Origin of the sequence: Streptomyces sp. NPDC048825 (assembly GCF_043198355.1) — a bacterium.
Lineage (GTDB): Bacteria > Actinomycetota > Actinomycetes > Streptomycetales > Streptomycetaceae > Streptomyces > Streptomyces xiangluensis.
The window spans coordinates 397,428-419,544 of the sequence record NZ_JBICUR010000005.1; the positions used below are offsets into that span (position 1 = coordinate 397,428).

Sequence of the window (22,117 nt, forward strand, 5' to 3'; positions counted from 1 at the left end):
AGCCCGCCCGGCGGGATCGATCCCAGAATTCTGGGATTACGTATCGGACCTGACGGCGACATACTTCCCATGTGTGGGAGGAACGGGCTCATCGTGCCCGCCGGGAGATAGCGGCGCTGGCCGCCGCGGGACTCGGCGTCGGCGAACTCCATGCCGCGGCGATCCAGGTGATCGGCACCGCGGTCGGCACCGAACTGACCTGCTGGGCGGCCATCGACCCGGAAACACTGGTGATCAGCACCATGATCAGCGGCGAGACCCGGATACCACCGGAGTACGAACCACGGCTGGCCGAAGCCGAATACTCCGCCGCCGAGCCCCACACGTTCGCCGCGCTGGCTCGGCGCAGGGAACCCGTGGCGAAGCTCTCCGATCTACCCGACCGCGAGCGAGCCCGAAGCGCCAGACTCAACAACGTGTGGCGGCCCTTGGGGCTGGACAGTGAACTGCGCATGCTGTTCCTGGCCGACGGGGCCTGCTGGGGCGCGGCGGGCCTGGTGCGCGTGGGCCGTGACTTCACCGACCGCGAGACGGAGTTCCTCGCCGCAGTGGCGCCAGCCATCGCGGGGGCGACCCGGCTGGCGGTGCGCTCGGAGGCACGCGCGGGGGCTCCGGGCGGGCATTCGGCCATCGTCGTCCTCGGTCCGCGCGGCGAACTTCGCTCGGCCACCCCGGCCGCACGGGAATGGCAGGACGGGATCGACGAGATCGCCCCCGGGCGGTTCATGTTGATGATGCAGGTCATGGCCGTAGGTGCCCGTGCCGCAACCACGGGGGCTTTCCGCGCGCGGTTGCGAGACGTACGGGGCAGGTGGGCCTTCCTCCAGGCCAGCCCGCTGATCGGCGGGGACGACGAGCAGGTCGCCGTGACCATCGAACCGGCGAGCGGCGACCTGCTGATGAGCCTGCTTCTCGTGGCGTACGGTTTGACGTCTCGCGAGCGCGACATCTGCCGCGAGGTGATCGCCGGCCATTCGACCGCCGACATCGCCGGCCGCCTCTTCATCTCCGCCCACACAGTGCAGGACCATCTGAAGTCGATGTTCGCCAAGGTAGGCGTCCGTAGCCGTGGCGAGCTCGTGGCTCGGCTTCGACCGGACTCGCCCGGCTCGCCCGGATCGCAGGTCTGATCACGGCGACTGCGGGTTCACAGCGACCGCCTTGAAGAACGTGTAATGGAACGTGCCGTCATCAGCCGCTGTGCGGTGGAGGTCGGCTATGCCTCGATCCCAGTCCGACGGGGTGATGAGGCCCGCCGCCAAGGCCTCCTTGCGTACGGATTCGATCATGGCGATGAAGGTGTTGCGGGTGAAGCCGTCCACCAGGGTGGGCCGGGAGCGGTCGGTGTTGACGGTGCGGGGGCGGACGGTCACGTCGTCGTATCCGGCGCCGGCTATGAGGGGATGCAGTTCGCGGCCGATCAGGGCGTTTGCGCCGGGTGCGGCCTGGAGTTGGATCAGGCAGTCGATGGCGGCGTGGGCGTACGGGCTGTGGGGGTGGAAGAACGTCGAGCCGTGGTCGCCCTCGATGACCGTGAGCGTGCCGCCGGGGCGGAGGACGCGGCGCAGGGCACTCAGCGCCTGGCGCGGGGCGGCCAGATGTTCCAGGACGAAACAGACGAAGATGTGGTCGAACTCGGCGTCAGCGAAGGGGAGTTCAAAGAGGTTCGCCTGGTGCCACGTCACGTGGGCCTGGGGGAAAAGGGCCGTGACGCGGGCGCGGGCCTGGGCGAGGGATGCAGCTGAGACGTCCACCGCCGTGAAGTGCGCCTCCGGGCTCGCCTCGACCAAGTGGACCGTCTGGGCGCCCACTCCGCAGCCCACCTCCAGGACCTCGCTGCCCGCGGGGTAGGCCGTGTCGGCGTGGAGCAGTTGCGCCAGGGTGTCGGCCTGGTCGCCGAGGCGGCGGGTCTCGTGGGCGGAGTAGCCGTGGACGTAGTCGATGGGTGTGGTGGTGGTCATGAGGCGAGCCTCGTCCGAGAATGGTCCGGTGGACAGGTCCAATGGGCGTGCTGTTGAGGGAGCCAAAGATGTCCAGGACGGGGACGTGACTGCCGGTTCCGACTTCCTGCAGCTCGACATACGGGATGCGCCGCTCGGCGGGCGGGCCGACTGGCTCGCCGGGCGGTTGCGGCGCGCGATAGCCGACGGGCGGCTGCCGCTCGGGAGCCGGCTTCCCGCGACGCGTGTGCTCTCCGCGGAGTTGCGAGTGTCGCGCGGGGTGGTGACCGAGGCGTATCAGCGGCTGTCGGAGGACGGGCATGTGGAGGGGCGGGGGCGAAACGGGACCGTGGTGGTGGCGGTGCCGGTCGGCGTGGCAGAGCCTGCGGCCATGACAGTGGCTTCGGGCATGGCAGAGCCTGTGGGCGTGGTGGGCAGACGGGTGCGGGGAGCGCCAGTCGGCTTGGGCGCGGGTGTACGTCGCCTCCGGCCGACTCATCCGCGCCAACGGCCTGTCGCCGCCGCTCTGTTCGGCCTTCCGCCGGGCGAGGACGTCTTCGACCTGATACGTGCCGCGCCCGCGCGGATCGATCTGTCGCCCGGAGTGCCCGATCTGGCGGCGTTCCCGCGGGCGGCCTGGCTGCGGGCCGAGCGGGAGGTACTGGGGGAGCTGGCGGCGGTCGGGTTCGGGTACGGGGATCCGCGGGGGACTGTGGAGTTGCGGCAGGCGGTCGCGCACTGGCTGGGGCGGAACCGGGGGATCAGGGTCGAGCCCGATGAGGTGCTGATCGTCGCGGGGACCGCACAGGCGCTCGCGCTGATCGGCGGCGTGCTGCGCAAGGACGGGGTCGAGGAGCTCGCTGTGGAGGATCCCGGATCGCTCGGGATTCGACAGCACCTGGCGAACCAAGGACTTCGTACTCCGCCGGTGACGGTCGACGGCGAAGGCGTGCTCGTATCCGAACTGGCCGAACCGGGCGATCACCGGGCGGTGTTGCTGACCCCGGCTCATCAGTTCCCGACCGGGGTTGTGCTCGGGGGCGCGCGGCGCCGGGAGTTGCTGCGGTGGGCCGAAGGCGGCGGCCTGGTGGTCGAGGACGACTACGACGCCGAGCACCGTTACGACCGGTCGCCCGTACCCGCGTTCCGGTCGATGGCGCCGGAGCGGGTCTGTTACCTGGGGAGCGTGTCGAAGCTGCTCGCGCCGGCGCTCCGTATGGGGTGGATGGTGGCCCCGCCGCGGTACCGGGACGCATTGGTGTCGGCGAAGCGGTTCGCTGATCTGGGGAATGCGGTGTTGCCGCAGCTCGTGCTGGCCCGGTTGATGGAGTCGGGGGAGTTGGAGCGGCATCTGCGGCTGCTGCGGCAGCGTCATCGTCGTCGGCGGGACGCCATGATCAAGGCGATAGGGGCGCATCTGCCGGGGTCGGTCGTGCACGGGGCCGCAGCTGGGCTGCATCTGCTGGTGACGTTCGAGGGGGTCGGTCGCGCCGACACCCACCTCACCGCAGCCGCACTGGCCCGCGGCGTCAAGGTGCACCCGCTGTCGTGGCACCGGCAGCGGCCGGGAGGTTCGCCGGGAGTGCTTCTGGGATACGCGGCGACTGCGACGACCGCGATTGAGGAAGGCGTGGCCACGGTGGGGGAGGCGCTGAGAGAGGTGGCATAGGTGGGCGCCCCGTCAGAGGCGCGGGGCTGTATCACTGTGCGGCTCCGCCGCGTGGGCGCGACCAGCCACAACCGACCCCGCACCCGAGGTACTTCCTGAGGGGGGGCCTGGGGCGTAGCCCCCGGCCCCCCAGGGATGATTGGGCCTCCGCCCGAACGCAGCCGAGAGCGGAGGAGGGTAAGGGCGGCGGGGGCGAGGCAACCTCACACCACCCTCGTGGCCCCCGCGAACGGCATCTCGTCGAGCGGAGCGAGCCGCACAGGCGCCGAAGGATTAGGCGCGTGGATCATATGCCCGTTCCCCACGTAGATCCCCACATGGCTGATGCCGGAGTAGAAGAACACCAGGTCCCCAGGCCGGAGGCCGGCGCGCGAGACGCGCTCCCCGGCGTCGATCTGGGCATACGTCGTCCGAGGCAGCGAGATCCCCGCGGAGCGGTACGCGGCCTGCATGAGGCCCGAGCAGTCGAAGGCATCGGGACCGGTGGCACCCCACACGTACGGGCTGCCGAGCTTCTCGTATGCGTACGAAATGGCGGCCGCCGCCCGGGAGTTGGGAGCGGCATCGGTCGATCCCGGAGCCGGCGGAGCGGAGCGTGAGGAGCGGGCCGTGGCGGCGTCGTCCGCGCCGATCCGTGCGCGCTGTTCGTCCGTCAGGCGGGACAGCAGCCGGCGGGCCTCGCCGAGCTTTCCCGTGACCGTCTTCTTGTGCCGGTTCAGCGCCGCTTGCTGGGACTTGAGCGAGGCCAGCTCGACATGGGCGGCCCCGCGCAACTGCTCGATCTCGCGCAGTTGGCCGCGTACGCGCGAAACGGTCGAGGCCTGCCGGCTGCCGGCGCGTTCGGCGAACGCGGCCTCATCCAGGTACTGATCGGGCTCCGAGGAGAGGAAGAGCCGCAGCGCGGGGTCCAGCCCCCCGTCCCGGTACTGCGCGGCAGCCACCGAACCCAGCGCGTCCCGCTCGGAGTTGAGCCGCTCCGTCCTGCGGGCGGCCTCGTCCTGGAGGGAGTCCACCCGCTCCTCCGCCTTGTCGGCCTTCTCCTTCGCCCCGTTGTACTTCTCGGTGGCGATCTCCGCCTCCTGGTACAACTTGTCGACTTTGGCCCGCACCTGATCCGGGGTCAACCGTGGCTCGGCGTGCCCCGCCCCGTCGAAAGAGGTGGCGCTCGCCGCGCCCGCGAGTGCGATCGTGAAGGCGGTGCGGGCCGTATTGCCACCGAGCGAGCGCTGTCTTGGCTTGCGGTGCGCTGCCACCTGGACCACTTCCTTCCCGAACGGGCCGGTCACGCGTCCGGCGGCGGCCCGCACAGGGGGAGCGGGCCGCCGCCGGATCTTCTCGGCGGTGATGTCCGGCTGCCGCCCCTGGTCCGGACGGCGGTGGGGAGCCGGTCACCTGGGGAAGGACGCTAAACCTGAGCGTGCCGGCTCGGTAACGCCATGTACGGAACTGACGGGACTGAGCCGCGAGATGACCGTGTACGACCGTGATCCCGGCCTGACGGCGCCGAGTTGCCGCGAGGCGTTGACCGATGCAGCAGTCGTGGAGGACCGGGCGGTTCGGCGGTGCTATGGGGCCGTCAGTGTCCGTAGGCGTCCGTCAGGGCCTGTACGGGTTACGCCCAGCGGCGCGGGGTGGTGTGAGGCCGTGCACGAGCCCCCGGTTAGGCTCCGGCGTCATGGACGTACTCATCCATCTCTTCGTCGCCCTGCACATCATCGGTATCGCCGCACTCCTCGGCGGCTTCCTCACCCAGATGAAGGCGATGGGCGAGGGCACGGCCCGCTTCGGCCCCGCGATGCTCCACGGCGCGTTCACCATGCTCGTCACGGGCGTGATCCTGGTCGGCCTCAACCAGGCCGACGACCAGGCGGTCAACAACATCAAGATCGGCGTCAAGCTGGCGTTGCTGATCGTGATTCTGGGTCTCGTGTATGTGAAGCGGGACGAGGAGAAGGTGGACAAGGGCTTGTTCGGCCTGGTCGGCGGGCTGACCACCGCGAACATCTTCATCGCGGTGCTCTGGACCTGACGGCCTGAAGAGCCTCAAAAGCGGCCCCTTGAAGAGCCCCAAACGGGCTCACGCGCGCGTGCACCCCGAAAAGGGGCCCACGCGCGCGTGCCTCACGCCGGACGGACCACGCTGTGGATCGGCATGTAGTAGATCGACTCCTCGCGGACATACGCACCCGGCTTCGGGGCGTGGATCATCATGCCGTCGCCGAGGTAGAGGCCGACGTGGCTGATGTCGTCGTAGAAGAAGACGAGGTCGCCGGGCTGGGCGCTGGCGACCGAGACCTGGGTGCCCACCTTGACCTGGTCCCAGGTGGTGCGCGGGAGGGTGACGCCGGCGGCTTTCCAGGCGGCCTGGGTGAGGCCGGAGCAGTCGTAGGAGTCCGGTCCTGACGCGCCCCAGACGTACGGCTTGCCGGTCTGGGAACGGGCGAAGGCGATCGCCTTCTCGCCCTTGGCGGTCGTGGTGCCCGCGGAGGTGCCCGTGCCGGTCGAGGTCCCCACGTCGGTGGAGGGCGTGGGAGTCGGCTGGGCCTGCTGCTGCTGCTGCTGCTGTTGGCGGCGCAGCTCCTCCGCGGCCTGTTGCTGCCGCGCCAGCTCCTCCGCCTTGCGCTGGGCCTCCTCGCGCTTCTCCCGCTCGATCGCCGCGAGCCGCGCCTTTTCCTCGGTGGTCAGCTGCGAGAGCAACTGGCGCGCCTCGGCGAGCTTCCGCTGAACGTCCGCCTTGGACGACTTCAGGGTGTTCTCGGTCTTGGTGAGCGCCTGAAGGCTCTCAGAGGCCTCCTGACGCTTCTGCGTCATCTCGGACTGCTGCGTCGCATAGTCATCGACGGCCTGCTGCTGGCGGCTGGTCAGCCGGTCCATCAGCTGGTTCTGGTCGAAGTAGTCCTGCGGGTTGTCCGCGAGCAGCAGGGACGCGGTGTCAGGGGCGGCGGCGCCCGTACGGTACTGCGCGGCGGCGAACGTACCGAGCTCCTCACGCGCTTCGTTGAGCTTCTGCGTGCGGGAGGCCACGTCGTCAAGGAGGTTGTCGACCTTCTTGCGCTGCTTGCCGGTCTTCTCCTTGGCACCGTTGTACTTCTCGGTCGCCGTCTCCGCCTGCTGGTAGAGGTCGTCGACCTTCTTCTGGACTTCGTCGAGGCTGGGCTTCGGCTCCGCCGAGGGCGAAGCGTTCGCCGTCTGCGACAAGAGGGCCACCGAGGTGAGAGCGGCGGTGGCGAGGGCAGGGGTCCGTATGCCCATGGGACTGGACGACCGCGCTTTGCGGTGTGGCGCCACGAAGGCGACTCCTTCCGTGCTCCGCCTACCGAGTTAGCTGTCGGGTTCGGGCGTGTGCTTCGGAAGGTTTGCCCTACGGTCTTTGTCCCCTGAGGGAGTTGGACCGATTCACCCCAAGGTCGGTGGGTCCCCGGCTCCGGGTGGCCCGCAAGGGCGTACCGGACTCGGCGGGAGCCGCACGGCCCGGCGACGTTCGCCGGTGGGGGTCGAGCGGCCCACTGCGAAAGCTAACCAACTCGTGTGGCTCCTGTGAAGGTTGATGTGCGAATTGTCCGATACGTTTTCGTGACCTTAGCCTCAGGCGCCATGATCCGTCGCCGACCGTGACAGGACGGTCCTGGAGAGTGAGAGGATTCCTGGCAGGCTCGTACCGGCAGAGCCTTCAGGGTTTTGAGCGCAGCTTTTCAGGGCGGCCGCGAGGTGTCAGTGGGGGAGCCTAGACTCGGAGAGCGATGAGCAGCCTCTTTGATGACAGCTTCCTGGCGGACCTCAAACCCTCGCGGGACCACGAGGAAGAGCCCCCGCCGCAGCCCGAGGACGAGCACGTACCGGAGCAGGTTCCGGACGATCTGTTCGGCGGGAAGTTCGACGTGCCGCCGGACCGGGAGGCCTACTACCGCGATGGTGCCCCCCGTCCCCATGTGGACGCGGCCGCGCTTCTGGAGGGGCTGAACGACAACCAGCGCGCGGCGGTCGTGCACTCCGGCTCCCCCCTGCTCATCGTGGCCGGCGCCGGGTCCGGCAAGACCCGTGTGCTCACGCACCGGATCGCGTACCTGCTCGGCGAGCGGAAGGTGCACCCGGGCCAGATCCTCGCGATCACGTTCACCAACAAGGCCGCGGGCGAGATGAAGGAGCGCGTCGAGCACCTCGTCGGCCCGCGTGCGAACGCGATGTGGGTGATGACTTTCCACAGCGCGTGCGTACGGATCCTGCGGCGGGAGTCGAAGAGGCTCGGCTTCACGTCCTCGTTCTCGATCTACGACGCCGCCGACAGCAAGCGCCTCATGGCCTTGGTCTGCCGCGACCTGGACCTCGACCCGAAGCGCTTCCCGCCCAAGTCCTTCAGCGCCAAGATCTCGAACCTCAAGAACGAGCTGATCGACGAAGAGGACTTCGCGGCACAGGCCTCCGACGGCTTCGAGAAGACCCTCGCCCAGGCGTACGCGCTCTACCAGTCGCGACTGCGCGAGGCGAACGCCCTCGACTTCGACGACCTGATCATGACGACGGTCAACCTCCTGCGTGCCTTCCCGGACGTCGCCGAGCACTACCGCCGCCGCTTCCGCCACGTCCTCGTGGACGAGTACCAGGACACGAACCACGCCCAGTACGCCCTCGTACGGGAACTCGTCGGCACCTCCGAGCACCCCGTGGACGTACCCCCGAGCGAGCACGACGTGCCGCCCGCCGAGCTGTGCGTCGTCGGTGACGCCGACCAGTCCATCTACGCCTTCCGCGGCGCGACCATCCGCAACATCCTCCAGTTCGAGGAGGACTACCCGGACGCGACGACGATCCTCCTGGAGCAGAACTACCGCTCCACACAGACGATCCTGAGCGCGGCGAACGCGGTCATCGAGCGCAACGAAAGCCGCCGCCCCAAGAACCTGTGGACCAACGCGGGCGCGGGCGCGCGCATCACCGGCTACGTCGCCGACACGGAGCACGACGAGGCGCAGTTCGTCGCCGACGAGATCGACCGGCTGACGGACGCCGGTGAGGCGAAGGCGGGCGATGTCGCCGTCTTCTACCGTACGAACGCCCAGTCCCGTGTCTTCGAAGAGGTCTTCATCCGCGTCGGCCTGCCCTACAAGGTCGTCGGCGGCGTCCGCTTCTACGAACGCAAGGAAGTCCGGGACGTCCTCGCGTACCTGAGGGTTCTCGCCAATCCGGAGGACTCCGTACCGCTGAGGCGGATTCTCAACGTCCCCAAGCGGGGCATCGGTGACCGGGCCGAGGCGATGATCGACGCACTCGCCTCGCGGGAGACGATCAGCTTCTCCCAGGCGCTGCGCCGCGTCGACGAGGCGTACGGCATGGCGGCCCGCTCCACGAACGCCGTCAAGCGGTTCAACACGCTGATGGAGGAGCTGCGGACCATCGTCGAGTCGGGCGCGGGCCCGGCCACGGTTTTGGAGGCCGTGCTCGAACGCACCGGCTATCTGGCCGAGTTGCAGGCCTCCACGGACCCGCAGGACGAGACCCGCATCGAGAACCTCCAGGAACTCGCCGCCGTGGCCCTGGAATTCGAGCAGGACGCCGGTGAGGGCGAGGCTGCGGGCGGGCTGTCGGACTTCCTGGAGCGGGTCGCGCTCGTCGCCGACTCCGACCAGATCCCGGACGAGGAGGAGGACGGCTCCGGCGTCATAACGCTCATGACCCTCCACACCGCCAAGGGCCTCGAATTCCCCGTGGTGTTCCTGACCGGCATGGAGGACGGCGTCTTCCCGCACATGCGCTCTCTCGGCCAGACCAAGGAGCTGGAGGAGGAGCGGCGGCTCGCCTACGTCGGCATCACACGCGCGCGGGAGCGGCTGTATCTGACGCGGTCCTCGATGCGGAGTGCCTGGGGGCAGCCCTCGTACAACCCGCCGTCCCGCTTCCTGGAGGAGATCCCGGACACCCATCTGGAGTGGAAGCGGACGGGGTCCATGGGAGCGGTGGCCTCCGGCCCCGCGGCGGGCGTGGCGGCCTCCCTGTCCTCCTCCCGCTCGCGCTCGGCGGCCTCGGGCGCCTCCGGCTTCGCCACGCGGCGGGGCGGTGCCACGGAGAAGCCGGTGGTGTCGCTGGCCGTGGGGGACCGGGTCACACACGACCAGTTCGGGCTCGGCACGGTGGTCGGCGTGAAGGGCGCGGGGTCGAACGCGGAGGCGACGATCGACTTCGGGGACACAAAGCCGAAGCGGCTGCTGCTGCGGTACGCGCCGGTGGAGAAGCTGTAGCCCTGCCGGGCTCGGTGGCCGCGCGGCGGGGCGGTTACGTCGGGTTGAGGCCGTGGCTGCGGAGCCACGACAGGGGGTCGATCGCGTCGCCGCCGCCAGGGCGAACCTCGAAGTGGAGGTGCGGGCCCGTCGAGTTGCCGGAGTTGCCGGAGAACGCGATCGGATCGCCTGCCTTCACCTCGGTCCCGGAAGCGACCTTGTAGGTGGAGAGGTGGCAGTACCACAACTCCGTACCGTCCTTCGCGGTCACGATCACCATGTTCCCGTACGCGCTGTTCCACTGCGTACGGACGACGCCGTCGGCCGCTGCCATCACTGTCGTGCCATACGAGACGGGAAAATCGATGCCCGTGTGCACGGACATCCAGTTGATGCCGGACTGGCCGTAGTAGGCGCTGAGCCCCTTCTGCTCGACCGGCAGCGCGAACTTCGGACGCAGCCGCTCCTTGCGCGCCGCCTCCGCCGCCGCCCGCTTCTTCTCGGCCACCTGCTGGGCCTTGAGATCGATCCGCTCCTGCGTACGGCTCGCCCGGTCGGCGAAGTCGTCCGCGTCCGCGGTCAGGCTCTCGAGCTGGGTGTCGAGCTTGTTGTTGGCGGTCGCCGGCTGCACAGCCGTCGTGCCGGTCGCGGCCGTCGTCTCATTGCCTTCGTTCCCGTTCCCGCTGCCCACGGATGCCGCCGCGATCCCGGCCACACCCATCACGCACGCGGACGGCACGGCGACGGTGAGCAGAGCGGAACGCTTGGGAGGGGTACGGCGGCGGGAGCGGGAGGCTGCGCGGGACCCCGGGCGGGGGGCCGGCAGGACGGCGGTGGCGTCCGGGGCGAGCTCTTCGGGGCCGTCGAGGAGAGGGGCTTCGTCGTGGCTGCCGGCGCTGATACCGGTGCCGGCGTCCGGATCCAGGTCGCCGGAGGGGGAAAACTCGTCTTCTATGGCGGCCTGTTGTTCGTATGTGACCGGCTCGAAGATCGCTGTGGCCGATTGATCGTACGGCTCATGCGGCTCGTGTTGGTCGTACGACTCGTGCTGTTCGCCGCCGTCGGAGTTCCATGCCGTGGCGTCGTACGCACCCGAGTCGAAGGTCTGCGTGTTCCACTGCTGAGGCTGGCCGAACGGTTCGGCCTGCAGCCAGGCGTTCGCGTCCCACTGACCGCTGATGTCGGGGCCTGTGGACTGCGCAGGGATCCCGACGAGCGGCTGGTGACCGGAGGTGTCCGTCCACAGGCCGGTCGCGTCATGGCCGCCGGTGTCGTACGCGGCGTGATGCTGGGCCGCGTAAGGGTCGTAGTTCAGCGTCTGGTGACTGCCGGTGGACGTGTACGAACCCGTAGCGCCGCTGCCCGGCATGTCGCCGAAGAGGGGATCGGTCTCGAAACTCGTCGTGGCCTCGAAGGGAGGCGCCGCGCAGGCGCCCGGTGTGCCGTATGTGACGTAGATGCCGGTGGGCGCCGCGTCAAATCCGGTGGCGGTGTAGGCGTCGTACGTGGTGAAGTCGTCGTACTGGACCCCGTGCTCGCCATGCGACGCGAAGTGCGTCGAGGCAGCTTCGGGAGCCGCGGCCGGGGGCGGCACGGTCCCCGACGGGTGACGGTCGTTCACCAACTTCTCTTTCGCCTCGACGACAGGGGCGCTGGCAGAGCAGTGCGGTGACTGTACCCGGCTGTTGACGGGCGCGACAATCTTCGGCCGTCATCCCCCGCTCGGGAAACGGGCATTCGGCCGCCTTTCGGCGGACTGCGGGTGCGACTTTGGCCTTTCGTTCGATGAACGTTCGAGGGCGCGGGGGTGTTCCCAGCTGTTCGGCGTTCGATGTCCGGCCGGTGTGCGGGGCCTGTTGTGACTTACGCCACGGTCAGTCCGCCGGTGCGTGCGGCGGCAGGGGCTCCCGCGGTCTCCTCGAGGTCGAGCGCCTGCCGTATGCCGGCTGCTACCGCCGGGTGCACGGGCAGGGCGAGGTGGCCTATCCCGCTCACCCGTACGTTCTGCGCGAGCAGGTCCGGGTGCTCGACGCAGGCCGTCTCCAACGGGTCCATCAACTGGTCGAGATCGCTCCAGAAACTCACAAACCGGGTCCGGCAGGCCGGTGCGGGCCCGCGCAGTTCCTCGAGCACGGTGGAGCCGGGCCGCATCTGCCGCACGATCGGATGCGCGTTCATCAGCGGTGCCACGCGCGTGCCCGAGTGCGGTGTGCCCAAGGTCACAAGCGTCCGTACGCGTACGTCGCCGCCCAGACGCTGCACGTAATAGCGCGCGATCAGTCCGCCGAGGCTGTGGCCGACGATGTCCACCTCCTGCTGACCGGTGCGCTCGCAGATCTCCTCTATGTGCCGGCCGAGCAGTTCGGCGGCGGTACGTATGTCGCAGGTCAGGGGGGAGTAGTTGAGCGACTCGATCTGTTGCCTGCCGTGCTGGGCCAGGGAGCGGCGCAGCAGCACGAATACCGAGCGGTTGTCTATGAATCCGTGGAGGAGGACGACCGGGGGTTTGGGCTGGGTGGGCAGGCGGTGCGCCTCGGCGTCACGGTCGGTGCCGGTCTCGGTCCCCATCTCGGAGGTGAGGTCGTCGGGTGCACGGCGGGGCCTGGGCAGTGAGGCCGAGGGGAGCGTGGGGGCCGGGGAAGGCGAAGCGGCGCCCAGGCGGCGCTCTTGGGTGATGCCCGTGGGATAGAGGATCAGGTGTCCCGCGAGGATCGCGACCTCAAGGGCCGTGGCCTTCAGGAGAGTCAGTGAGAGTCCGGCCAGTCTGCTGGGCAACAGCCGTTGACAGAGCGGCAAAAGCGGATAAAAGGGCGCTACTGCCCTGGTGACCTTCATGGCCGACCTCCCGTCGGCGCACGGAAGGACGGCTCTGTCCCCCGTGTGCCCTCATGGGAAACCGCCGACGAGGAGTACGACGGTGCACGGGTGGCGTATGTCACGCCCGTTGAACGACGGGGGCTCCCGTCGTCGTGCGATCGCCGAAATGCCGCGCCGTCCTGCCGCCCGGCTGGCGGCGCGGAGGTGCGACGACCTCGTGGCGGCTCCCCTTGCGCCCGGCCCGGCTGTGGCCCATGTGCCTCAGGGTGCGGGATCGGTGCGCGGCGAACTTGTCCCATCGTGTGATTTCCCCCTCGGTCTCCACCGTGAAACTGCCGGTTGCGGGATGCTGGCGATAACGTTCGTTCACTTCCCCGGCCGACGCGGTGCGGGGTGGCTGTGCCGCTGGGTACACCTGACGTGGGCTGACCTGTTGCGGTTGCGACGAGTCGCCGTCAGCGTCTTGAGGTGTTATCAGTCGATACAAGCCGGTGCGGGACGGTAACAGTTCAAATCGGGTTTTTGCTAGATACGGATTTTCGCAGTCCGGTTCGCTGGAGATCCTTTCTCAGCGGGGCGGAAGTCGGTACATGGAGGCAACAGTGATGGGTGTGGCAGCCGGTCCGATCCGCGTGGTGGTGGCCAAGCCGGGGCTCGACGGTCACGATCGTGGGGCCAAGGTGATTGCGCGGGCCCTGCGTGATGCGGGCATGGAGGTCATTTACACCGGCCTCCACCAGACGCCGGAACAGATCGTCGACACCGCGATCCAGGAGGACGCGGACGCGATCGGGCTCTCCATTCTTTCCGGGGCCCACAACACGCTTTTCGCCGCCGTCATCGAACTCCTCAAGGAGCGCGAGGCATCGGACATCAAGGTCTTCGGTGGCGGAATCATCCCTGAGGCGGACATTCCGCCCCTCAAGGAGAAAGGTGTCGCCGAGATCTTCACGCCCGGGGCCACGACGGCGTCGATCGTGGACTGGGTCCGAGCGAACGTGCGGCAGCCGGCTGCCTCTAGTTGAGCGGGCGCGCCTACGGGGGTGGCGGGTTCGGTTCGTCGGCGACTGCGGGTGCGTCGTGGCTGGTCGCGCCCACGCGGCGGAGCCGCAAATTGATACAGCCCCGCGCCCCTCAAGGGTGCGCCCCTGGAACCGCCGGCCACCATGTTCACCAGCCACCTACCAACCCGCACTCGGCTGTGAACCCGAACCCACCACCCCCATCGGCGCCCCGTCCAATTCGAGCCGCATAGTCGCGCGCAACCGCAACGTCCCCACCAGCCGCTGGAACGACTCCGCCCAGTACTCCCCGGCACCGGGCGACGCGTTCTCCGGCTCGTCAGGAACGGCCGTGAGGGCGTCGAGACGAACCGCCTCCGACGGGTCGAGGCAGCGCTCCGCGAGCCCCATGACCCCGCTGAAGCTCCACGGATAACTCCCCGCATCCCGCGCAATATTGAGCGCGTCCACGACAGCCCGCCCCAGAGGGCCCGCCCAGGGAACACCGCACACCCCGAGCAGCTGAAACGCCTCGGACAACCCGTGCACGGCTATGAACCCGGCCACCCACTCGGCCCGCTCGGCGGAGCCCAACGTGCCGAGCAGTTTGGCCCGCTCGGCCAGCGACACTGCACCCGGCCCGCCGGCCTCCGGCGCCGAAGGTGACCCCAACAGCGCCTTCGACCAGGAGGGATCGCGTTGCCGCACCGCCGCCCGGCACCATGCGGCATGCAGTTCGCCCTGCCAGTCGTCCGCCACGGGCAACGCCACGATCTCCTCCGGCGTACGCCTGCCGAGCCGCCGGGACCAAGTGGCGAGCGGGGCTGCCTCGACCAACTGGCCGAGCCACCAGGACCGTTCGCCCCGGCCGCCCGGCGCCTTGGCCACCACCCCGTCGCGCTCCATGCCCGCATCGCACGCATGCGGCGCCTCGACCACGATCGTGGGCCCGCGGCCCGTATGGTCGACGGCCACGCACGAGCCCGCGCGGTCCGCCATCCGCCCAGCCAGCGCCGAACTCGGCAGCGCGGACAGCAACTCCGCCGCCGTGGCTCGCACATTGCGGCTCCGGTCGGCCAATGCCTGTTCCAGGAACGGCTCGTCCGCCGCGCTCAGCCCGGTGCGCAGAGAGTCGAGGAACATCAGCCGGTCCTCGGCCCGCTCCGTCGCCCAGGTCGTGGCGAGCAGTTCGCGCGCGGCTGCCGCGTCCCGCGCCCGTATCGCCGCGAGGAGTGCCACCCGCTCGGCGAAGAGGCCCTCCTGCCACAATTGCCGTGTCCGCTCCGGTTCTCCGATACCGGGCAGCGCGGCTCCGCCGCCCGGTGTCGCCCGCAGCGCGAACCGCCAGTCCGGGTTCAGCCGTGCCAGCCACAGCGCACGCGGACCCGCGAAGGTCAGCGCAGCCGGCCGCAGATCCGTACGCCCCCTGGCCGCGTCCAGGAGCGAGGGCAGCAACTCCGGGGGTGCCGCGAACCCGCGCTCGTTCGCCAGGGCGAGCCACTGCGGCAGCAACTCCATGAGGTCGGGCGCCGTTCCTCTGCGGCCGCCGCTCCCCGTGCCAGGCCGGTCGGTGAGGAGCATCGCCAGCCTGCGCGCGGCGGGGCGGGGAAGCGCCGGGCGCGGATCCTCCGCCGCCCGCTCCGGCCGTGCCGCCGCCCGCCCCGGCCGCAATCCGGCCCGCCGCCGCACCGTCTGTACCGCCGCCGCGTCCAGCAGTGCTCCCGGGGCCTCCCGTCCGGGCGCCGTCCCCGGCAACGTACGCCGCTCGGTCCCGAGCAACGCCACGGTCACCAACTCCTCCCAGGAGCTCCCGCTGGGCGTGTCCGTGGCAGTGAGGGGGCTGTTCATGAGCGTCCCTTCCGTGCGGGGGTGAGGGAATCAGGTGAGCTGGTCGATGTCGATAGGGAGAGACCTTGCGCCGGCGTCAGCACAGCGGCACCGCCTCTCCCGCTTCCTCAGGCCACGCCGTCAACGGCGTGAAGCCGCGGTGGCCGCACTCTCCGAAGACCGTGACCGGGGCTCCGCCCGACAGCGCGACCAGGCGCCACAGGCCGGAGCGGGACTGGGCGGCCGGGGTGAGGGGGAGCGCCAGGTCGCTGTCGGCGTCCGCAAGTTGCCAGGAGTCGGCGTCCGGTGTCGGTATGACGCGGGCCAGCGTCACCGGGTGGGAGTCCAGCCATGGGTCGTCCCGGAGGGCCTGGCCGTACCGGGCCGCCGCCTGTGCCACGCTCACCCCCGGTGGGCGGAGCGTCACGGGGGAAGGGGGCGTGAACTGCTCGCCCAGGGCCACCCGCAGCTGGCCCGCGCCCGGGTACGCCGACACCTCCGCGTCGAGAGCGAGTCCGACGGGCAGTGCCAGTTCGGGTGCGCGGCCGGCAGCTCCGTATGACAGGAGCAGGACCGTGCGTCCCGACTCCGCTCCGTGCAACCAGATGCGGCGGGTCGTGAGGCGGCTGTCCGCCGTGTCGTACTGGGCGAGGACCAGCCAGCGGTCGCGCGCGGGTGGGCCGTCCGCCGAGCCGGTCAGCCCTATCCGGGAACGGACCGTCGCCGCGAGTCCTTCCGGTAGCCGCTCGCGCCGCAGCCAGCCCTGGTCGAGCAGGTGGAGCAGGGCACACTCCTCGAGCAGCCGGACCGGCCAGCCGGGGCCGGAGGACGGAATCGCCCCCAACTCCCGTACGCGCGCGGCCAGTCCCGGTGCCTGCGCGTCGACCATCCGGGCCGCCGTCTCCTCCCACAGCCCGTACCCCGCCTGCTCCGCCGCGGCCAGACCGCCGCGCAGCAGGTCCGTCAGCCGCTGCTCCAGCTCCGTCGCGCCGGCCGTGATCCGCTCGGCACGCCGCTCCGCCCGGCGTCGCGCCGCCTCGGGATCACCCGCAGGAGAGCCGGACGGCCCGCTCGTCGTCCGCTTCTCCTCCGCGCGCTGCCTTCTCCCCTTTATCCACTGCTCGGCCCAGTCCGGCGCCGCCTGCCCCCGCGGCACCGAGCTGTCCGTCCCGCTCTCGCCCGCCCAGAGCAGCAGCAGTCCCAGCGCGTGCTTGCACGGGAACTTGCGGCTCGGACAACTGCACTTGTACGCGGGCCCCGTCGCATCCGCGAGGTCGATGACCGTTTGATACGGCTTGCTGCCACTGCCCCTGCACAGTCCCCATACCGTCCCCTCGTCAGAACTGCCCGCCTCCGACCACGGCCCGGCCGCGCCGAGTTTGCTTCCCGCTTTGCGTGACGCCGAGTCAGGTGCCAGTGCAAGCACCTGACCCGCAGTCCAGCGCACCCCCTGCTGAGTCATGACATCGAAGGTAGATCCCACCACTGACAATCGACCCTCGCGAGAGCATTTGCGCAGGTCAGAGCGCATTGTCAGTGGTGTGGTGCAGGGTGGACACCAGATCCGAACCGGCCGACCCGGCCGAGCTGGAGGGGGACCTAGCGATGCCTGTTTCCGTTGACCCGACGTCTGTCGACCCGAGCCGCGACCAGTCCGCGCCCGCGAACACGAGCGCGGGCGGGCGTACGTCCGTGCAGGCGCCCGCGGGACAGAAGGGCGAGGAGCTGCGGCCGCACGCCGAGGACGCGTTCGCCGCCGAGCTCGCAGCGCTGGCCGCGCAGGACGACCGCCCGCGCCCGGCCCGCTGGCGGATGTCGCCATGGGCCGTCGCGATGTACCTGCTCGGCGGCACCCTGCCGGACGGCACGGTGATCACACCGAAGTATGTGGGCCCGCGCCGCATCGTCGAGGTCGCTGTCACCACACTCGCCACCGACCGGGCACTGCTCCTGCTCGGCGTGCCCGGCACGGCGAAGACATGGGTGTCCGAGCACCTGGCCGCCGCGGTCAGCGGTGACTCGACGCTGCTGGTGCAGGGCACGGCCGGCACACCGGAGGAGGCGATCCGGTACGGCTGGAACTACGCGCAGCTGCTCGCCCACGGCCCGAGCCGCGACGCACTGGTGCCGAGCCCCGTCATGCGCGCCATGGCGGAAGGAATGACAGCGCGCGTCGAGGAGCTGACCCGTATCCCCGCAGACGTACAGGACACGCTCATCACGATCCTGTCGGAAAAGACGTTGCCGATACCGGAGCTGGGGTCGGAGGTGCAGGCCGTACGCGGCTTCAACCTGATCGCGACCGCCAACGACCGCGACCGCGGCGTCAATGACCTGTCCAGCGCACTGCGCCGCCGCTTCAACACGGTGGTGCTGCCGCTGCCGGAGAGCGCCGACGCCGAGGTCGACATCGTCTCGCGACGCGTCGACCAGATCGGCCGCTCCCTCGACCTGCCGGCCGTGCCCGACGGCATCGACGAGATCCGCCGCGTCGTCACCGTCTTCCGCGAGCTGCGCGACGGCATCACCGCCGACGGCCGTACGAAGCTGAAGTCGCCCAGCGGCACGCTGTCGACCGCGGAGGCCATCTCCGTCGTCACCAACGGACTTGCCCTGTCCGCCCACTTCGGGGACGGCGTCCTGCGAGCGAGTGACGTCGCCGCCGGCATCCTCGGCGCAGTCGTCCGCGATCCGGCGGCCGACCGCGTCATCTGGCAGGAGTACCTGGAGGCGGTCGTCCGCGAGCGCGACGGCTGGAAGGACTTCTACCGCGCCTGCCGGGAGGTGAGCGCGTGAACGGATCCATGCCGGAGGCCGCGCGGGCCGCAGGTGCCGGGCGCGGTTCGGGGCCCTTGCTGCTCGGGGTGCGGCATCACGGGCCCGGTTCGGCGCGGGCCGTGCGGGCGGCCCTGGAGGCGGCGAACCCCCGGACGGTGCTGATCGAGGGCCCACCGGAGGCCGACGCGTTGATCGCGCTGGCCGCCGAGGAGGGCATGCAGCCGCCCGTCGCGCTCCTCGCGCATGTCGTGGACGAGCCCAGGCGGTCGGCGTTCTGGCCGCTGGCCGAATTCTCCCCGGAATGGGTGGCCATCCGCTGGGCCTTGGAGCACGAGGTTCCGGCCCGCTTCATCGACCTCCCCGCCACGCACACGCTGGCGTGGGGTCAGGAGGAGGCGCCCGACGCGACCGCGACACCGGACGGGCCTGATGCGTCCGCGACACCGGACGGGCCCGAAGCGCCGGAGACGTCAAAACCGGATACGTCGCAGACGTCGGACAGCGGTGCGTCCGAGGAGGCCATCCGGATCGATCCGCTCGCCGTCCTCGCCGAGACCGCCGGGTACGACGACCCCGAGCGGTGGTGGGAGGACGTGATCGAGCACCGTGGGGTGCGGGGCTCGGACGCGTTCGGGCCCTTCGAGGTGCTGGGGGAGGCCATGGGGGCGTTGCGGGAGGCGTACGGGAGCGGGGGACACGAGCGGGATCTCGTACGGGAGGCGTATATGCGGCTCCAAGTGCGCGCGGCACAGCGGGAGTTCGGGGACGACGTGGCCGTGGTGTGCGGGGCCTGGCATGTGCCCGCGCTGCGGCACAAGACGGCCGTCGCCGCCGACAAGGCGCTGCTCAAGGGCCTGCCCAAGGCGAAGGTGGACATGACGTGGGTGCCGTGGACGCACCGACGGCTAGCCCGGTCCAGTGGTTACGGCGCGGGGATCGACTCGCCCGGCTGGTACGGGCATCTGTTCAGCGCCCCCGACCGGCCGATCGAGCGCTGGATGACAAAGGTGGCGGGGCTGCTCCGCGGCGAGGACCGGATCGTTTCGTCGGCGCACGTCATCGAGGCGGTGCGGCTCGCCGACACGCTCGCCGCGATGCGGGGCCGGCCGCTGCCGGGGCTGACCGAGAGCACTGACGCCGTACGGGCCGTGATGTGCGAGGGCTCGGATGTGCCGCTCGCGCTCGTGCACGACCGGCTCATTGTCGGCGACGTACTGGGCGAGGTGCCCGAGTCGGCGCCCGCGGTGCCGTTGCAGCGTGACCTGGACCGGATCCAGCGGCGGCTGCGGCTCAAACCGGAGGCGCTGGAGCGGGAGTTGGAGCTCGACCTGCGCAAGGAGAACGACGCCGGGCGCAGCAGGCTGCTGCACCGGTTGCGCCTCCTCGGCATCGAGTGGGGTGCGCCGACGGAGTCGCGGGGGAGCACGGGTACGTTCCGGGAGACCTGGCGGCTGCGCTGGGAGCCGGAGTTGGCGGTGCGGGTCGCCGAGGCCGGGGTGTGGGGCACCACGGTGCTCGCCGCGGCGACCGCGAAGGCCGAGGCGGACGCCGTCGCTGCGGGCGCCCTGGCCGACGTCACCACCCTCGCGGAGCGCTGCCTCCTCGCCGAACTCCCGGACGCCCTCCCCGTGGTGATGCGGATCCTCGCCGACCGCGCGGCCCTCGATGCGGACGTCGGCCACCTCGCCCAGGCCCTCCCCGCCCTGGTCCGCTCGCTGCGCTACGGCGACGTACGCGGCACGGGCACGCACGCCCTGGCCGAGGTCGCGGCGGGTCTCGCCGAGCGCGTCTTCGTCGGCCTGCCGCCGGCCTGCGCCGCCCTCGACGCGGACGCCGCAGAGGAGATGCGTCGCCATGTCGACGCGGTGCATGGAGCGGTGGGCTTGCTGGGGGAGGTGCGTACGGAGGCGTCGTCTGTAGCCGAGGGCCAGGACCCTCGTCCGGAGACCGACGGCACCGGTATACGCACCCGCTGGCACACCGTGCTGCGGACGCTCTCCGCGCGCGAGGCGATCCCGGGGGTCATTCGGGGGCGGGCCGTTCGACTGCTGCTGGACGACGGGGAGTTGGTGGAGGGAGAGGCCGCGCGGCTGATGGGGCTTGTGTTGTCGCCGGGGACGGTGCCGGGGGACGCGGCGGCGTGGATCGAGGGGTTCGTCGGCGGAGGCTCCGGAGGCGGGATGCTGCTCGTGCACGACGAGCGGCTGCTCGGGCTGGTCGACGCATGGCTGACCGGGGTGCCGGGGGACGCGTTCACGGACGTACTGCCCCTGCTGCGGCGGACCTTCTCGGCGTACGAACCCGGGGTGCGACGCACGCTCGGCGAACTGGTCCGCCGCGGGCCGGGAACGCGGGAGCGTGCCGCGGCCACCGGCTCCGCCATACCCGGCTTCGCCACCGACCTCGACACCGACCGCGCGGACGCCGCCCTCCCGATGCTGCACCTGCTCCTGGGGCTGGACGAGAACGACGCCGACGCGGACGACGCAACTGGCAACGACGTGAACAACAGCGACGTGAACAACAGCGACGCGAACGACAACGACGCCAACGACCTTGCGGGGGTGGGCAGATGAGCACGGAAGCGACGGGCCGGGCCGGCGCGGCCGTCGAGGCCGGTGCCTGCGACGAGCGGCTTCGGCGGTGGCGGCTGGTGCTGGGTGGGGCGGAGGCGGACGGTACCGGGTGTGAGCTGACCGGGCAGGACGCCGGGATGGACGGGGCGTTGGGGGCGCTGTACGGGGGCGGGGCCGCAGGCAAGGGACGTGCGGGGAAGGACCGGTCGGCGGGGCTGGGGGGCTCCGCGCCGTCGGTCGCCCGATGGCTGGGGGACATACGGACGTACTTTCCGTCCTCCGTGGTCCAGGTCATGCAGCGGGACGCGATCGACCGGCTCGGGCTGTCCACGCTGTTGCTGGAGCCGGAGATGCTGGAGGCGGTGGAGGCCGATGTCCACCTGGTCGGCACGTTGCTTTCGCTGAACAAGGCGATGCCCGAGACGACCAAGGAGACGGCACGTGCCGTCGTGCGCAAGGTGGTCGAGAACCTTGAGAAGCGGCTCGCGACCCGCACCCGGGCCACGCTCACCGGCGCCCTGGACCGCAGCGCCCGCATCAGCCGGCCGCGCCACCACGACATCGACTGGAACCGCACGATCTCGGCCAACCTCAAGCACTATCTGCCCGAGTACCGGACGATCGTGCCGGAGCGGCTGATCGGTTACGGGCGCGCGTCCCAGTCCGTGAAGAAGGAGGTCATCCTCTGCATCGACCAGTCGGGTTCGATGGCGGCGTCCGTCGTCTACGCGTCGGTCTTCGGCGCCGTACTGGCCTCGATGCGATCCATCAACACCCGGCTCGTCGTCTTCGACACGGCTGTCGTCGACCTCACCGACCAGCTCGACGACCCGGTCGATGTCCTGTTCGGCACCCAGCTCGGCGGCGGTACGGACATCAACAGGGCGCTCGCGTACTGCCAGTCGCAGATCACCCGCCCCGCCGACACCGTGGTCGTGCTCATCAGCGATCTCTACGAAGGAGGCATACGGAACGAGATGCTGAAGCGGGTCGCGGCGATGAAGGCGTCGGGGGTGCAGTTCGTGACGCTGCTTGCGCTGTCCGACGAGGGGGCGCCCGCGTATGACCGTGAGCACGCGGCGGCGCTCGCCGCGCTGGACGCACCGGCGTTCGCGTGCACGCCCGACCAGTTCCCGGAGGTGATGGCGGCGGCGATCGAGAAGCGCCCGCTGCCGATACCGGACACCGGGAGCCCGGGACGGTAAAAGGGGGGCATGCGGGGCTGGTTGAAGGAAACCGGACATGAATGCCCAACGGGAACGGGGGGCTTGCGCAACCTCCCGACTCCCATGCAAGG

15 protein-coding genes and 1 riboswitch are annotated in these 22,117 nt (G+C 70.4%); of the genes, 8 read left to right on the forward strand and 7 right to left on the reverse strand.

Annotated features, from left to right (window positions below; all coding sequences use genetic code 11):
* The first annotated feature begins 71 nt into the window (after positions 1–71).
* Positions 72–1,130 carry a LuxR C-terminal-related transcriptional regulator gene (locus ACGFNK_RS15800; RefSeq protein ID WP_393416080.1) on the forward strand — a complete coding sequence of 353 codons (1,059 nt, stop codon included), beginning with the start codon at positions 72–74 and terminating at the stop codon, positions 1,128–1,130.
* Here ACGFNK_RS15800 and ACGFNK_RS15805 read toward each other — a convergent pair whose 3' ends face one another.
* The gene (locus tag ACGFNK_RS15805) at positions 1,131–1,961 is read right to left on the reverse strand and encodes an L-histidine N(alpha)-methyltransferase (RefSeq protein WP_393416082.1); all 831 of its coding nucleotides are present in this window, start codon (positions 1,959–1,961) and stop codon (positions 1,131–1,133) included.
* Between ACGFNK_RS15805 and ACGFNK_RS15810 the strand changes: the two genes are divergently transcribed.
* Entirely contained in the window at positions 1,960–3,609 is a 1,650-nt protein-coding gene (locus ACGFNK_RS15810; protein WP_393416084.1) for a PLP-dependent aminotransferase family protein, read from the forward strand. The genes ACGFNK_RS15805 and ACGFNK_RS15810 overlap by 2 nt on opposite strands.
* Before the next feature lie 203 nt (positions 3,610–3,812).
* Here the strand turns inward: ACGFNK_RS15810 and ACGFNK_RS15815 are convergent, their stop codons facing one another.
* Positions 3,813–4,862: an NlpC/P60 family protein gene (locus tag ACGFNK_RS15815; RefSeq protein WP_393416086.1), complete on the reverse strand. Its 1,050-nt coding sequence runs from the start codon at positions 4,860–4,862 to the stop codon at positions 3,813–3,815.
* Between the two features lie 422 nt (positions 4,863–5,284).
* Here ACGFNK_RS15815 and ACGFNK_RS15820 point away from each other — a divergent pair, with 422 nt between their 5' ends.
* Positions 5,285–5,638 carry a hypothetical protein gene (locus ACGFNK_RS15820; RefSeq protein ID WP_388678925.1) on the forward strand — a complete coding sequence of 118 codons (354 nt, stop codon included), beginning with the start codon at positions 5,285–5,287 and terminating at the stop codon, positions 5,636–5,638.
* A gap of 92 nt (positions 5,639–5,730) precedes the next feature.
* On the opposite strand, the gene ACGFNK_RS15825 is transcribed toward ACGFNK_RS15820, so the two are convergent.
* On the reverse strand, positions 5,731–6,897 hold the full coding sequence (locus ACGFNK_RS15825; protein ID WP_393416088.1) for an NlpC/P60 family protein: 1,167 nt from the start codon (positions 6,895–6,897) through the stop codon (positions 5,731–5,733).
* 7 nt (positions 6,898–6,904) lie between these two features.
* A riboswitch (cyclic di-AMP (ydaO/yuaA leader) is annotated at positions 6,905–7,077 on the reverse strand.
* Positions 7,078–7,349: 272 nt separating this feature from the next.
* Here ACGFNK_RS15825 and pcrA point away from each other — a divergent pair.
* Positions 7,350–9,842, forward strand: coding sequence for a DNA helicase PcrA (gene pcrA / locus ACGFNK_RS15830; RefSeq protein ID WP_393416090.1), 2,493 nt, complete (start codon positions 7,350–7,352; stop codon positions 9,840–9,842).
* Between the two features lie 34 nt (positions 9,843–9,876).
* Here pcrA and ACGFNK_RS15835 read toward each other — a convergent pair whose 3' ends face one another.
* Together ACGFNK_RS15835 and ACGFNK_RS15840 are read right to left on the reverse strand one after the other, a co-directional pair.
* Positions 9,877–11,442 carry a M23 family metallopeptidase gene (locus ACGFNK_RS15835; protein ID WP_393416092.1) on the reverse strand — a complete coding sequence of 522 codons (1,566 nt, stop codon included), beginning with the start codon at positions 11,440–11,442 and terminating at the stop codon, positions 9,877–9,879.
* Positions 11,443–11,684: 242 nt separating this feature from the next.
* Entirely contained in the window at positions 11,685–12,656 is a 972-nt protein-coding gene (locus ACGFNK_RS15840) for an esterase/lipase family protein (protein ID WP_393416094.1), read from the reverse strand.
* A gap of 587 nt (positions 12,657–13,243) precedes the next feature.
* Between ACGFNK_RS15840 and ACGFNK_RS15845 the strand changes: the two genes are divergently transcribed.
* Entirely contained in the window at positions 13,244–13,663 is a 420-nt protein-coding gene (locus ACGFNK_RS15845; RefSeq protein ID WP_386351338.1) for a cobalamin B12-binding domain-containing protein, read from the forward strand.
* Positions 13,664–13,819: 156 nt separating this feature from the next.
* Here the strand turns inward: ACGFNK_RS15845 and ACGFNK_RS15850 are convergent, their stop codons facing one another.
* Positions 13,820–15,487 carry a DUF5691 domain-containing protein gene (locus tag ACGFNK_RS15850; protein ID WP_393416097.1) on the reverse strand — a complete coding sequence of 556 codons (1,668 nt, stop codon included), beginning with the start codon at positions 15,485–15,487 and terminating at the stop codon, positions 13,820–13,822.
* A gap of 76 nt (positions 15,488–15,563) precedes the next feature.
* Positions 15,564–16,928: an SWIM zinc finger family protein gene (locus tag ACGFNK_RS15855; RefSeq protein WP_393416099.1), complete on the reverse strand. Its 1,365-nt coding sequence runs from the start codon at positions 16,926–16,928 to the stop codon at positions 15,564–15,566.
* A 143-nt stretch (positions 16,929–17,071) separates the two neighbouring features.
* On the opposite strand from ACGFNK_RS15855, the gene ACGFNK_RS15860 reads away from it, so the two are divergent.
* The 3 genes from ACGFNK_RS15860 to ACGFNK_RS15870 are packed head-to-tail and all read left to right on the forward strand — an operon-like array spanning position 17,072 to position 22,025.
* Entirely contained in the window at positions 17,072–18,262 is a 1,191-nt protein-coding gene (locus ACGFNK_RS15860) for an AAA family ATPase (RefSeq protein WP_393416101.1), read from the forward strand.
* 8 nt (positions 18,263–18,270) lie between these two features.
* Entirely contained in the window at positions 18,271–20,820 is a 2,550-nt protein-coding gene (locus ACGFNK_RS15865) for a DUF5682 family protein (RefSeq protein WP_393416296.1), read from the forward strand.
* Positions 20,817–22,025 carry a vWA domain-containing protein gene (locus ACGFNK_RS15870; protein WP_393416102.1) on the forward strand — a complete coding sequence of 403 codons (1,209 nt, stop codon included), beginning with the start codon at positions 20,817–20,819 and terminating at the stop codon, positions 22,023–22,025. Before ACGFNK_RS15865 ends, ACGFNK_RS15870 begins: the two co-directional genes overlap by 4 nt.
* Positions 22,026–22,117: the final 92 nt, after the last annotated feature.

Bases quoted from the DNA above. Each gene is read 5' to 3' on its own strand.
- ACGFNK_RS15810 (WP_393416084.1), top strand. From the start codon at position 1,960: ATGAGGCGAGCCTCGTCCGAGAATGGTCCGGTGGACAGGTCCAATGGG.
- ACGFNK_RS15805 (WP_393416082.1), bottom strand. From the start codon at position 1,961: ATGACCACCACCACACCCATCGACTACGTCCACGGCTACTCCGCCCAC.
- ACGFNK_RS15820 (WP_388678925.1), top strand. From the start codon at position 5,285: ATGGACGTACTCATCCATCTCTTCGTCGCCCTGCACATCATCGGTATC.
- pcrA (WP_393416090.1), top strand. From the start codon at position 7,350: ATGAGCAGCCTCTTTGATGACAGCTTCCTGGCGGACCTCAAACCCTCG.
- ACGFNK_RS15840 (WP_393416094.1), bottom strand. From the start codon at position 12,656: ATGAAGGTCACCAGGGCAGTAGCGCCCTTTTATCCGCTTTTGCCGCTC.
- ACGFNK_RS15845 (WP_386351338.1), top strand. From the start codon at position 13,244: ATGGGTGTGGCAGCCGGTCCGATCCGCGTGGTGGTGGCCAAGCCGGGG.
- ACGFNK_RS15850 (WP_393416097.1), bottom strand. From the start codon at position 15,487: ATGAACAGCCCCCTCACTGCCACGGACACGCCCAGCGGGAGCTCCTGG.
- ACGFNK_RS15855 (WP_393416099.1), bottom strand. From the start codon at position 16,928: ATGACTCAGCAGGGGGTGCGCTGGACTGCGGGTCAGGTGCTTGCACTG.
- ACGFNK_RS15860 (WP_393416101.1), top strand. From the start codon at position 17,072: ATGCCTGTTTCCGTTGACCCGACGTCTGTCGACCCGAGCCGCGACCAG.
- ACGFNK_RS15865 (WP_393416296.1), top strand. From the start codon at position 18,271: ATGCCGGAGGCCGCGCGGGCCGCAGGTGCCGGGCGCGGTTCGGGGCCC.
- ACGFNK_RS15870 (WP_393416102.1), top strand. From the start codon at position 20,817: ATGAGCACGGAAGCGACGGGCCGGGCCGGCGCGGCCGTCGAGGCCGGT.